Raw genomic sequence first — 12,079 nt, forward strand, 5'->3', positions numbered from 1 at the left:
TCAGCTCAGCGTCGAAATGTCGGCGATATTGACGAACAAACCACGCAGACGCGCCAGCATGGCGTAGCGGTTTTTGCGTACGTTGGCATCTTCGGCGTTGATCATCACCGCTTCGAAGTACGCATCCACTGGCTCGCGCAGGGTGGCCAGTCGCGCCAACGCTTCGGCGTAGTTACGCTCGGCGATCAACGGTTTCACCGCCGTTTCCGCTTTGGCGATGGCCGAGTTCAGCGAGAACTCCTTGGCATCGGCAAACAGGCCGGGGTCTACGTCAGCGTTGCCCAGGCCTTCGGCCTTGCTCAGCAGGTTCGACACGCGCTTGTTCACGGAGGCCAGGGCCTCGGCTTCCGGCAGTTTGCGGAAGGCCTGCACGGCTTGTACGCGCTGGTCAAAGTCCAGCGCCGAACCCGGTTGCAGGGCACGCACTGCCAGGTACACCGACACGTCCACGCCTTCGTCTTCGTAACGCGCACGCAGGCGGTCGAACACAAACTCCAGCACTTGCTCGGCCAGGCCGGCTTGCTTGACCTTGGCACCGAACTGGCCGACGGCAAACACCACAGCCTGGGTCAGGTCGAGGTCGAGCTTTTTGTCGATCAGGATACGCAGCACGCCCAAGGCGGCACGGCGCAGGGCATACGGGTCTTTGCTACCGGTAGGCAGCATGCCGATACCGAAGATACCTACGAGAGTGTCCAGCTTGTCGGCGATGGCCACGGCTGCACCGGTCAGGGTGCTTGGCAGCTCGGCACCAGCACCGCGCGGCATGTACTGCTCGTTCAGCGCCAGGGCAACATCGTCTGGCTCGCCGTCGTTGAGGGCGTAGTAGTAGCCAGCAACACCTTGCATCTCCGGGAACTCGCCGACCATCTCGGTGGCCAGGTCACACTTGGACAGCAGGCCCGCACGGGCAGCCCAGGCAGAGTCACCGCCAATGCGCGGCGCAATGTAAGCGGCCAGCTTGGAAACACGCACGGCCTTGTCGTAGACGCTGCCGAGTTTTTCCTGGAACACCACGTTTTGCAGGCGCAGGTTGAAGTCTTCCAGTTTCTGCTTCTTGTCTTGCTTGAAGAAGAACTCAGCGTCGGTCAGGCGCGGGCGAACGACTTTCTCGTTACCGGCGATGATCTGCTGCGGGTCTTTGCTTTCGATGTTGGCCACGGTAATGAAGCGCGGCAGCAACTTGCCATCCACGTCCAGCAGGCAGAAATACTTCTGGTTGTCCTGCATGGTGGTGATCAGCGCTTCTTGCGGCACATCGAGGAAGCGCTCTTCGAACGAGCACACCAGCGGCACCGGCCATTCAACCAGCGCGGTTACTTCGTCGAGCAGGCTTGGCGGCACGATGGCGGTGCCTTCCTGCAGGCGGGCCAACTCTTCGGTACGCTTGCTGATCAGCTCGCGACGCTCGTTCGCGTCAGCCAACACATAAGCAGCACGCAGGTCGGCGGCGTAGTTGGCCGGCGAAGTGATACGTACCGCTTCCGGATGGTGAAAGCGGTGACCACGCGAATCTCGACCGGATTTCTGAGCGAGGATGGTGCAGTCGATGACTTGGTCACCGAGCAGCATCACCAGCCATTGGGTTGGGCGGACGAATTCTTCTTTGCGTGCACCCCAGCGCATGCGCTTGGGGATCGGCAGGTCGTTCAGGGAATCTTCAACGATGGTCGGCAGCAGGCTGGCAGTCGGTTTACCGGTGATGACCTGGCTGAAGCGCAGTTTTGGGCCGCTTTGGTCGATCTCACTCAGTTCCACGCCACACTTCTTGGCAAAACCAAGGGCGGCCTGGGTCGGATTGCCTTCTGCATCGAAAGCCGCCTGGCGCGGCGGGCCGTCGAGGTTGATGCTGCGGTCCGGCTGCTGGGTTTCCAGCGCGGTCAGCAGTACCGCCAGGCGACGTGGCGCGGCGTAGACTTTTTTTGCTTCAAACTTCAGGCCAGCGCTTTGCAGGCCTTTTTCGATACCGGCCAGGAACGCGTCGGCCAGGGTGTTGAGTGCCTTGGGTGGCAGCTCTTCGGTGCCCAGTTCAACCAGGAAATCTTGAGCACTCATTGTGCAGCCTCCAGCTTAGCCAACACTTCATCACGCAGGTCCGGGGTTGCCATCGGGAAGCCCAGCTTGGCGCGAGCCAGCAGGTAAGCTTGGGCGACGGAACGCGCCAGGGTGCGTACACGCAGGATGTATTGCTGGCGCGCAGTTACCGAGATGGCACGGCGGGCGTCCAGCAGGTTGAAGGTATGGGAGGCCTTCAACACCATTTCATAGCTTGGCAACGGCAGCGGCTGGTCGAGCTCGATCAGGCGCTTGGCTTCGCTTTCATAGAAGTCGAACAGTTCGAACAGCTTGTCGACGTTGGCGTGCTCGAAGTTGTAGGTCGATTGCTCCACTTCGTTCTGGTGGAACACATCGCCGTAGGTCACTTTGCCGAACGGGCCGTCAGCCCACACCAGGTCGTAGACCGAGTCCACGCCTTGCAGGTACATGGCCAGGCGCTCAAGGCCGTAGGTGATTTCGCCGGTTACCGGGTAGCACTCGATGCCGCCGGCTTGCTGGAAGTAAGTGAACTGCGTCACTTCCATGCCGTTGAGCCAGACTTCCCAGCCCAGGCCCCAGGCGCCCAGGGTCGGCGATTCCCAGTTGTCTTCAACGAAACGGATGTCGTGGACCAGCGGGTCCAGGCCGACATGTTTCAGCGAGCCAAGGTACAGTTCCTGGAAGTTGTCCGGGTTGGGCTTCAATACCACCTGGAACTGGTAGTAGTGCTGCAGACGGTTCGGGTTCTCGCCGTAGCGGCCGTCAGTCGGGCGACGACTGGGCTGCACATAAGCGGCGTTCCAGGTTTCCGGGCCGATGGCCCGCAGGAATGTAGCGGTGTGGAAAGTGCCGGCGCCTACTTCCATATCGTAGGGCTGAAGTACCACACAACCTTGCTCGGCCCAGTATTGCTGGAGGGCGAGGATCAAGTCTTGGAAGGTACGCACGGCTGGCGTAGGCTGGCTCACGAAATTCACCTGTTACTTGGGCTGCGATTTAAAGAGCGGGAGTATACCCGATTCGGCCCTGCCACCACTCCCTGGAGCCTTATGCCACGCTGCTTTTGGTGTTCTGAAGATCCGCTGTACATGGCTTATCACGATCAGGAGTGGGGAACGCCGCTGCGCGATGCGCAGGGCTTGTTCGAGTTGCTTTTACTCGAAGGGTTCCAGGCAGGCCTTTCCTGGATCACCGTTTTACGCAAACGCGAGCATTATCGAAAGGTCTTGTTTGGGTTTGATGCGCAGCGTCTGGTGCAGTTGACCGATGACGAGATCGAAGCGCTGATGCTCGACCCCGGCATCGTGCGCAATCGCCTCAAGCTCAATGCTACCCGCCGCAACGCCGCTGCCTGGCTGGCGCTGGAGAATCCCGTAGAGCTGCTCTGGTCCTTTGTTGGCGGGGTGCCGAAGGTCAATCATTTCAAGGATCGCAGCGAAGTCCCGGCGATTACCCCCGAGGCCGAGGCCATGAGCAAAGCCCTGAAAAAAGCCGGTTTCACCTTCGTTGGCCCAACCATTTGCTACGCGTTCATGCAGGCCTCGGGCATGGTCATGGACCACACTCAGGACTGCGACCGTTACGCGCACCTGGCCAACGCCGGTTAGAATGCCGGCTTTGCGCACCACACACGATCAGGAGTGACCTGTGGAAAAGTTAAAAGGCGCCTTGCTGGTTGGCGCTCTTCGGTTATTTGCCTTGCTGCCTTGGCGCGCCGTCCAGGCCGTCGGTAACGCGATTGGCTGGATCATGTGGAAAACCCCCAACCGTTCACGCGAAACGGTGCGGATCAACCTCTCCAAATGCTTCCCGGACATGGACCCGGCCGCCCGCGAGCGCCTGGTCGGCCAGAGCCTGATGGACATTGGCAAGTCCCTGACTGAAAGCGCTTGCGCGTGGATCTGGCCGGCCCAGCGCTCCATCGACCTGGTGCGTGAAGTCGAGGGCCTGGAAGTGCTGCACGAAGCCTTGGCTTCGGGCAAAGGCGTGGTTGGGATCACCAGTCACCTGGGCAACTGGGAAGTGTTGAACCACTTCTATTGCAGCCAGTGCAAACCGGTCATTTTCTACCGCCCGCCCAAGCTCAAGGCGGTGGATGAGCTGCTGCGCAAACAGCGCGTGCAACTGGGCAACCGTGTGGCGGCGTCTACCAAGGAAGGCATTCTCAGCGTGATCAAGGAAGTGCGTCGGGGTGGTCAGGTGGGCATTCCGGCAGATCCGGAGCCGGCCGAATCCGCCGGTATCTTCGTGCCGTTCTTCGCCACCCAGGCGCTCACCAGCAAGTTTGTACCGAACATGCTCGCCGGGCACAAAGCCGTGGGTGTGTTCCTGCATGCTCTGCGGCTGCCGGACGGCTCGGGTTACAAAGTGATTCTGGAAGCAGCGCCGGAAGACATGTACAGCACCGACACCGCCACGTCTTGTGCGGCGATGAGCAAGGTGGTGGAGCGGTATGTTGGCGCCTACCCGAGCCAGTACATGTGGAGCATGAAGCGCTTCAAGAAACGCCCGCCGGGTGAGGAGCGGTGGTACTGAGACACCACTGACCTCCCTGCCAATGGAGATCAAATGTGGGAGCTGGCTTGCCTGCGATGCGGGCAACTCGGTGTTTGAGTTACACCGCAGTGATGCTATCGCAGCGGTGCGGCGATCCGACAAGCCAGCTCCCACAGGGACTGCGTCAGGGCTGGCGGTCGAGTTTCTTCAGAAACACCGTCATCTCTTTTTCTGCCTGTTTGTCGCCATGGGCCTGGGCCGCTTCAATGCCCTGCTCCCACGCCAGCCGCGCCGCCGCACTGTCTTCCAAGCCTAATTGGGCCTTGCCTAAAAGCTTCCACGCCGCCGAATACTTCGGGTCGAACTCGACACACTTCTGCAAATGCTCCGCCGCCTTGGCGTTGTCCTTCAAATCCAGATAGCCCTTGCCCAAGCCAAAGCGCAGCAGCGAGTTATCCACACCCTTGGCGAGCATTTTTTCCAGGGATTCGAGCATGTCGTTCACTCCGTCAAATCAGAAAAAGCTCAAGCCCACGTGGAACAGTTTCTCCACGTCGCGGATATGTTTTTTATCCACAAGAAACAGGATCACATGGTCGCCGGTGGCGATCACCGTGTCGTCGTGGGCAATGATCACTTCTTCGTCACGAATGATCGCGCCAATGGTGGTGCCCGGTGGCAAGCCGATATCGCGGATGGCCTTGCCGATCACTTTGCTCGATTTGGAATCGCCATGGGCAATCGCCTCGATGGCCTCCGCCGCACCACGGCGCAGGGAGTGCACGCTGACGATATCGCCACGGCGCACGTGGGCCAGCAAGGTGCCGATGGTGGCCAACTGCGGGCTGATGGCGATGTCGATATCGCCGCCCTGGATCAGGTCGACATACGCCGGGTTGTTGATGATGGTCATGACCTTCTTCGCCCCCAACCGCTTGGCCAGCAGGGAGGACATGATGTTGGCCTCGTCATCGTTGGTCAGGGCCAGGAAAATATCGGCGTCGGCGATGTTTTCTTCCATCAGCAGGTCGCGGTCCGAGGCGCTGCCTTGCAGTACGACAGTGCTGTCGAGGGTGTCGGACAAATGCCGGCAACGCGCCGGGCTCATCTCGATGATCTTCACTTGGTAGCGGCTTTCAATGGCCTCTGCCAAGCGTTCACCGATCTGCCCGCCGCCGGCAATCACGATGCGTTTATAGCTCTCGTCGAGGCGGCGCATTTCGCTCATCACTGCGCGAATATTCGCTTTGGCAGCGATGAAGAATACTTCGTCGTCAGCCTCGATGACGGTGTCACCCTGGGGCAAAATCGGCCGGTCGCGGCGGAAAATCGCGGCTACGCGGGTTTCTACATTTGGCATGTGCTCGCGCAACTGGCGCAGCTGTTGCCCCACCAGCGGCCCGCCGTAGTAAGCCTTTACCGCCACCAGCTGGGCTTTGCCCTCGGCGAAGTCGATCACCTGCAAGGCGCCCGGAATCTCGATCAGGCGCTTGATGTAGTGGGTCACCACTTGCTCCGGGCTGATCAGCACGTCTACCGGAATCGCATCGTTGTCGAACAGCCCTGCACGGGTCAGGTAGGCCGCTTCACGCACACGGGCGATCTTGGTCGGGGTGTGGAACAGGGTGTGGGCAACCTGGCACGCGACCATGTTGGTTTCGTCGCTATTGGTCACCGCGACCAACATGTCGGCATCGTCCGCACCGGCCTGGCGCAATACCGTCGGGAACGACGCGCGGCCTTGCACGGTGCGGATATCCAGGCGGTCGCCGAGGTTGCGCAGACGTTCGGCATCGGTGTCGACCACAGTGATGTCGTTGGCTTCGCTGGCCAAATGTTCAGCCAACGTACCGCCGACCTGCCCTGCCCCAAGGATGATGATTTTCATCCGGTCACTCCCTTAAATCATTCAGCCGCGCGCGGCGGCAATCTTGATCAGTTTGGCGTAATAGAAGCCATCGTGTCCGCCTTCTTGGGCGAGCAGCTGGCGACCGTGGGGCTGCTTGATGCCGGCCGTCGTGGCCAGGTCCAGCTCCCGTGCGCCGCTGGTGCGCGCCAGGAAGGCTTCGATGACCTCGGTATTTTCTGTAGGCAAGGTGGAGCAGGTGGCGTAGAGCAGGATGCCGCCGACCTCCAAGGTTGGCCACATCGCGTCGAGCAGCTCGCCTTGCAGCACCGCCAGGGCGGCGATGTCGTCAGGTTGACGGGTGAGCTTGATGTCCGGGTGGCGGCGGATCACACCGGTCGCGGAGCACGGCGCGTCGAGCAGGATGCGCTGGAACGGCTTGCCGTCCCACCAGGTGGCGGTGTCGCGGCCATCGGCGGCGATCAGCTCGGCGCTCAGGCCCAGGCGTGCAAGGTTCTCGCGCACGCGCACCAGACGCTTGGCTTCCAGGTCGACAGCGACGACACCGGCCAGGTCTTTTTCCACTTCCAAAATGTGACAGGTCTTACCGCCAGGGGCGCAGCAGGCATCGAGCACGCGTTGGCCGGGTGCCAAGTCCAGCAGGTCGGCAGCCAGCTGCGCGGCTTCGTCCTGCACGCTGATCCAGCCTTCGGCAAAACCTGGCAGGCTGCGCACGTCGGTGGCGGCTTCGAGCACGATGCCGTCGATGCTGTACACGCACGGCGTGGCGTTGATCCCGGCAGCGGTGAGCAATTGCAGGTACGCATCACGGCTGTGATGGCGACGGTTGACCCGCAGGATCATCGGCGGGTGCGCATTGTTTGCTGCGCAAATCGCTTCCCACTGCTCAGGCCAGAAGGCTTTCAGGGATTTTTGCAGCCAGCGCGGGTGAGCCGTGCGCACCACCGGGTCATGTTCCAGCTCGGTCAGCAGCGCTTCGCTTTCACGCTGGGCGCGGCGCAGTACGGCGTTGAGCAGGGCCTTGGCCCAAGGTTTTTTCAGCTTGTCGGCGCAACCCACCGTTTCGCCGATGGCGGCGTGGGCCGGTACGCGGGTGTAGAGCAATTGGTAGAGACCGACCAGCAGCAAGGCTTCCACATCGGCATCGGCAGCCTTGAACGGCTTTTGCAACAACTTGGCCGCCAGCGCCGACAGGCGCGGCTGCCAGCGGGCGGTGCCGAAGGCCAGGTCCTGGGTGAAACCACGGTCGCGGTCTTCGACCTTGTCCATCTGCGTCGGCAGCGAACTGTTCAGCGAAGCCTTGCCATTGAGGACGGCGGCGAGTGCCTTGGCGGCGGCCAGACGTGGGTTCATTGCGCGGCCACCCCAAGGGTCGTGCCCAAGGCAAATTTCTCACGACGGCTGTTGAACAAATCGCTGAAGTTCAGCGCCTTGCCGCCGGGCAATTGCAGACGTGTCAGACACAGCGCCTGCTCACCGCACGCCACTAGCAGGCCGTCTTTGCTGGCGCCGATGATTTCACCGGGGGCGCCTTTGCCGTCGGCCAGGGTGGCTGCCAACACCTTCAAGGCTTCGCCATTGAGGGTGCTGTGGCAGACCGGCCACGGGTTGAAGGCACGCACCAGGCGCTCCAGCTCAACCGCCGGGCGGCTCCAGTCGATGCGCGCTTCGTCTTTGTTCAATTTGTGGGCGTAGGTGGCGAGGCTGTCGTCCTGCTCTTTGCCTTCCAGGGTGCCGGCGGCAAGGCCGGCGATGGCCTCGATCACCGCAGGCGGGCCTAGTTCGGCCAGGCGGTCGTGCAGGCTGCCGCCGGTGTCTTCGGCGCTGATTGGCGTGGTGACCTTGAGCAGCATCGGGCCGGTATCCAAACCCGCCTCCATGCGCATCACGGTCACACCACTTTCGCTGTCACCCGCCTCAATGGCGCGCTGGATCGGCGCCGCACCGCGCCAGCGTGGCAGCAGCGACGCATGGCTGTTGATGCAACCCAAGCGCGGGATATCCAGCACGACTTGCGGCAGGATCAGGCCGTAAGCCACTACCACCAACAGGTCCGGCTCCAGCGCGGCCAACTCGGCCTGGGCCTCGGCGTTACGCAGGGTCGGTGGTTGAAGTACAGGGATATTGTGCTCCAGCGCCAGTTGCTTGACCGGGCTCGGCATCAGTTTTTGCCCGCGACCGGCCGGGCGATCTGGCTGGGTGTACACCGCGACGATGTCATAAGGGCTGGTTAGCAGCGCCTTGAGGTGTTCGGCGGCAAATTCAGGCGTGCCGGCAAAAACAATGCGCAGTGGCTCGGTCATGGGAGGTCTCGGTTAAAAACAGTCACAAAAGAAAAAGGCTTGCCGCAGCAAGCCTTTGGAAGGGGGCATCAAGCTTGCTGGCGATGCTTTTTTTCCAGCTTCTTCTTGATCCGGTCGCGTTTGAGCGTGGACAGGTAATCGACAAACAGCTTGCCGTTGAGGTGGTCGCATTCATGCTGGATGCACACTGCCAGCAGGCCTTCGGCAATCAGCTCGAACGGCTTGCCGTCGCGGTCCAGGGCCTTGATCTTCACACGTAGCGGGCGCTCGACGTTCTCGTAGAACTCCGGCACCGAGAGGCAGCCTTCCTGGTATTCGCCCATCTCGTCGGTCAGCGGTTCGAACTCAGGGTTGATGTACACCATCGGCGCAGTGCGATCTTCCGACAGGTCCATGACCACGACACGCTGATGCACGTTGACCTGGGTAGCGGCTAGGCCGATGCCTGGTGCTTCATACATTGTTTCAAACATGTCATCGACCAACTGACGAACCTTGTCGTCCACTACGGCCACCGGCTTGGCGACAGTGCGCAGGCGCGAGTCGGGAAATTCGAGGATGTTCAAAATAGCCATAAGCGTAATTGCTGCACATGTGAGGTAGAGGCAAATCGGCGTTGGGATGGACCCACACGACCGGTGTGAAACCCTTAAAAGCCGCGAAGGCCAAGGCATTTCACGCGAATGCACATAATAAAGGAGATTCGCCCCATGAGGAAATCGCTACTCGTCTTGCTGTTGTGGGCCCCGTTCGTCATGGCCCTGGTCCCACCCCCCGCGCAACGCCTGGATGCACTGACGCAACAGGCCATTCAGCGCTTTCTCTTGCATAACCGCATTCTTGATACCCCCCAGGATCTGGATAACGCGCCGTACATCATCGCGGCGGATGCCGGTCGTGTGCTTGGGGCCAACGGTGAGCGCATCCACGCCAGGGGCGACCTGGACCCTTCCCAGCCCAACTACGGCATCTTCCGACGCGGCAGGGTTTACACCGACCCACAGACCCAGGAGTTGCTGGGGGTCAACGCCGACGACATCGGCACTGCCCGCTTTGTCACCGCCGGCGACCTCACCACGCTGGCCGTGCATCGGGTGACGCAGGAGATTCGTCCGGGCGACCGCCTGCTGCGTGCGCAACCGCCCGTTTATCCGTCAACCCTGCTGATCCCGCTGCAGTCACCCTTGGTCGAAGGGCACATCATTGATATCCCCAGGGGCGTCACCCAAATCGGCGTGCTGGACGCCGTCACCCTCAACAAAGGCCGCCGCGATGGCTTGGCTGAAGGCCAATTGCTCACGGTTATCAAAACCGGCTCCACCGTAAGAGACCCTTTCAGCGGCGCCAAAACGAAACTCCCCGACGAGCGTGCCGGCACCCTGCTGGTGTTTCGTACCTATCAAAAGCTCAGCTACGGCCTGGTGCTCAGCGCGTCACGATCACTGGCGGTGAGCGACCGTTTCGAGACTGCCCGTCAAACGCAATAAATAGCCTGCTAAATAAGTTACCAACAGAGTTATCCACAACTTGTTCAGGTCAAGGATGTTCAGATGTATCCGACAGATAGCCATGAAATATCCCCGTCAGAACTGGAAGCACGACTACGCTTGCACAGGCTGCCGGAACTGGGCCCCAAGCGTTTTTGCTTATTGATCGAAGCGTTCGGCAGTGCTTCGAAGGCCATCAGTGCGCCGGCCAGTGCCTGGCGTTCACTGGGCTTGCCGGCCATCAGCGCCGATGCCCGGCGTAGCCATGAAATCCGTGACGGCGCCAGTGAGGCTTTGGCCTGGTTGACGCGCCCGGCCCAGCATTTGCTGATGTGGGACCAGCCGGATTACCCCGCACTACTCGCCCAGATCGACGATGCCCCGCCGCTATTATTTGTCGCGGGCGACCCCTCAATTCTCGAAAAACCGCAGTTGGCGATGGTCGGCAGTCGTCGTGCGTCGCGCCCTGGTATGGATACGGCCGCAGCGTTTTCCCGCAGCTTGGCGAGTGCCGGTTTTGTGATCACCAGCGGCTTGGCACTGGGCATTGATGGTGCGGCGCATCAAGCGGCATTGGATGTCGGGGGGCAGACAATCGGCGTGCTGGGCACAGGCCTTGAAAATTTTTATCCACAACGCCACCTACGGCTTGCGGCAGCCATGATTGACCAGGGCAGCGCGGTGGTTTCTGAGTTCCCACTGGATGCTGCGCCCCAGGCCGGCAACTTTCCTCGGCGCAATCGCATCATCAGCGGGCTGTCTCTGGGTGTGCTGGTGGTGGAGGCCAGTACGGCCAGCGGTTCGTTGATTACCGCGAAGCTGGCGGCCGAACAAGGTCGCGAGGTGTATGCGATCCCAGGTTCCATCCACCACCCCGGCGCGCGAGGGTGCCATCAGTTGATCCGCGAGGGCGCGGTGCTGGTAGAAACCATTGAGCACATCATGGAAGGTTTGCGCGGCTGGCAGGCCATGTCACGCCCGGCGCCGATGCCGGTAACCCACCCGCTGGTCGCGTTGCTGCACGCTGCGCCCCTGACCAGCGAAGCCCTGGCGATTGCCAGCGGTCGGTCGTTGTCTCAGGTGTTGGCGACCCTTACGGAATTGGAGCTCGAAGGCCAGGTAATCTGCGAAAGCGGGCGCTGGCTGGCGCGTTCGCCGCTTTTGTAACTGGGTTTTGTAACGAAGATCGGTAAACTGCGCAGAGCTTTAGTCTGGAGAGTGAGCAATGGTCAACAGGTGGCGTGTGCTGGAAACCGCACGGGAAATTCGTGCAGGCGCGGTGATTGCCTATCCAACCGAAGCAGTGTGGGGCCTGGGCTGCGACCCGTGGAATGAAGAAGCCGTGGACCGTTTGCTCGCCATCAAGAATCGCTCGGTGGACAAGGGGCTGATCCTGGTGGCAGACAACATCCGTCAGTTCGACTTTCTGTTCGAAGATTTTCCGCAAGACTGGATCGACCGCATGGCCAGCACTTGGCCGGGGCCGAATACCTGGCTGGTACCCCACCAGGACCTGCTGCCGGAATGGGTGACGGGTAGGCACGATACCGTCGCATTGCGTGTGACAGATCACCCACTGGTGCGAGATTTATGCTCGGTGGTAGGGCCGTTGATTTCCACCTCGGCCAACCCACAGGGTCGCCCGGCGGCGCGCACGCGGATTCGTGTGGAGCAGTACTTTCGGGGCCAGGTGGATCGGGTATTAGGTGGTGCCCTGGGTGGGCGCAAAAACCCGAGCTTGATTCGGGATTTGGTGACGGGTGAAGTGGTGCGGCCGTCCTGAGACCGAGTCGTGGCCTTCGCGGGCAAGCCCGGCTCCCACATTTGAAAGCGTTCACAAATCAAATGTGGGAGCGGGCTTGCCCGCGATGAGGCCCTCATTGCCTCCA

Annotated in this window: 12 protein-coding genes; 5 read left to right on the forward strand and 7 right to left on the reverse strand. The window is 61.1% G+C overall.

Annotation, left to right across the window (positions count from 1 at the left end):
- Entirely contained in the window at positions 1-2,055 is a 2,055-nt protein-coding gene (glyS, locus tag ICY20_RS08660; RefSeq protein WP_194937281.1) for a glycine--tRNA ligase subunit beta, read from the reverse strand.
- Positions 2,052-3,005, reverse strand: coding sequence for a glycine--tRNA ligase subunit alpha (glyQ, locus tag ICY20_RS08665; protein ID WP_003187265.1), 954 nt, complete (start codon positions 3,003-3,005; stop codon positions 2,052-2,054). Before glyQ ends, glyS begins: the two co-directional genes overlap by 4 nt.
- Positions 3,006-3,086: 81 nt before the next feature.
- Here glyQ and ICY20_RS08670 point away from each other — a divergent pair, with 81 nt between their 5' ends.
- Complete coding sequence (locus tag ICY20_RS08670; protein WP_159960512.1) at positions 3,087-3,644, forward strand: DNA-3-methyladenine glycosylase I; 558 nt, start codon at positions 3,087-3,089, stop codon at positions 3,642-3,644.
- Between the two features lie 40 nt (positions 3,645-3,684).
- Complete coding sequence (locus ICY20_RS08675) at positions 3,685-4,572, forward strand: lysophospholipid acyltransferase (RefSeq protein WP_159960514.1); 888 nt, start codon at positions 3,685-3,687, stop codon at positions 4,570-4,572.
- A gap of 145 nt (positions 4,573-4,717) precedes the next feature.
- Here the strand turns inward: ICY20_RS08675 and ICY20_RS08680 are convergent, their stop codons facing one another.
- The 5 genes from ICY20_RS08680 to def form a co-directional block, all read right to left on the reverse strand.
- Entirely contained in the window at positions 4,718-5,029 is a 312-nt protein-coding gene (locus ICY20_RS08680; protein ID WP_194937282.1) for a hypothetical protein, read from the reverse strand.
- Between the two features lie 18 nt (positions 5,030-5,047).
- Entirely contained in the window at positions 5,048-6,421 is a 1,374-nt protein-coding gene (gene trkA / locus ICY20_RS08685; RefSeq protein WP_159960518.1) for a Trk system potassium transporter TrkA, read from the reverse strand.
- A 21-nt stretch (positions 6,422-6,442) separates the two neighbouring features.
- On the reverse strand, positions 6,443-7,753 hold the full coding sequence (gene rsmB / locus ICY20_RS08690) for a 16S rRNA (cytosine(967)-C(5))-methyltransferase RsmB (protein ID WP_159960520.1): 1,311 nt from the start codon (positions 7,751-7,753) through the stop codon (positions 6,443-6,445).
- Complete coding sequence (fmt, locus tag ICY20_RS08695) at positions 7,750-8,703, reverse strand: methionyl-tRNA formyltransferase (protein ID WP_194937283.1); 954 nt, start codon at positions 8,701-8,703, stop codon at positions 7,750-7,752. Before fmt ends, rsmB begins: the two co-directional genes overlap by 4 nt.
- A gap of 68 nt (positions 8,704-8,771) precedes the next feature.
- Positions 8,772-9,278 (reverse strand): peptide deformylase, encoded by a 507-nt coding sequence (gene def, locus ICY20_RS08700; RefSeq protein WP_105521380.1) that lies wholly within the window; start codon positions 9,276-9,278, stop codon positions 8,772-8,774.
- A gap of 135 nt (positions 9,279-9,413) precedes the next feature.
- Here def and ICY20_RS08705 point away from each other — a divergent pair, with 135 nt between their 5' ends.
- The 3 genes from ICY20_RS08705 (at position 9,414) to ICY20_RS08715 (ending at position 11,973) form a co-directional block, all read left to right on the forward strand.
- Positions 9,414-10,190, forward strand: coding sequence for a peptidoglycan-binding protein (locus tag ICY20_RS08705; protein ID WP_159960524.1), 777 nt, complete (start codon positions 9,414-9,416; stop codon positions 10,188-10,190).
- Between the two features lie 63 nt (positions 10,191-10,253).
- Complete coding sequence (gene dprA, locus ICY20_RS08710) at positions 10,254-11,357, forward strand: DNA-processing protein DprA (RefSeq protein ID WP_159960526.1); 1,104 nt, start codon at positions 10,254-10,256, stop codon at positions 11,355-11,357.
- A gap of 58 nt (positions 11,358-11,415) precedes the next feature.
- Entirely contained in the window at positions 11,416-11,973 is a 558-nt protein-coding gene (locus ICY20_RS08715) for an L-threonylcarbamoyladenylate synthase (protein ID WP_122485339.1), read from the forward strand.
- Positions 11,974-12,079: the final 106 nt, after the last annotated feature.

The organism is Pseudomonas pisciculturae, assembly GCF_015461805.1.
GTDB lineage: Bacteria > Pseudomonadota > Gammaproteobacteria > Pseudomonadales > Pseudomonadaceae > Aquipseudomonas > Aquipseudomonas pisciculturae.

What these genes read in the sequence shown, in the direction of transcription:
- ICY20_RS08715 (WP_122485339.1), top strand. Translation starts at nt 11,416, where the DNA reads ATGGTCAACAGGTGGCGTGTGCTGGAAACCGCACGGGAAATTCGTGCA.
- glyS (WP_194937281.1), bottom strand. Translation starts at nt 2,055, where the DNA reads ATGAGTGCTCAAGATTTCCTGGTTGAACTGGGCACCGAAGAGCTGCCA.
- ICY20_RS08670 (WP_159960512.1), top strand. Translation starts at nt 3,087, where the DNA reads ATGCCACGCTGCTTTTGGTGTTCTGAAGATCCGCTGTACATGGCTTAT.
- trkA (WP_159960518.1), bottom strand. Translation starts at nt 6,421, where the DNA reads ATGAAAATCATCATCCTTGGGGCAGGGCAGGTCGGCGGTACGTTGGCT.
- ICY20_RS08705 (WP_159960524.1), top strand. Translation starts at nt 9,414, where the DNA reads ATGAGGAAATCGCTACTCGTCTTGCTGTTGTGGGCCCCGTTCGTCATG.
- dprA (WP_159960526.1), top strand. Translation starts at nt 10,254, where the DNA reads ATGTATCCGACAGATAGCCATGAAATATCCCCGTCAGAACTGGAAGCA.
- rsmB (WP_159960520.1), bottom strand. Translation starts at nt 7,753, where the DNA reads ATGAACCCACGTCTGGCCGCCGCCAAGGCACTCGCCGCCGTCCTCAAT.
- fmt (WP_194937283.1), bottom strand. Translation starts at nt 8,703, where the DNA reads ATGACCGAGCCACTGCGCATTGTTTTTGCCGGCACGCCTGAATTTGCC.
- ICY20_RS08680 (WP_194937282.1), bottom strand. Translation starts at nt 5,029, where the DNA reads ATGCTCGAATCCCTGGAAAAAATGCTCGCCAAGGGTGTGGATAACTCG.
- def (WP_105521380.1), bottom strand. Translation starts at nt 9,278, where the DNA reads ATGGCTATTTTGAACATCCTCGAATTTCCCGACTCGCGCCTGCGCACT.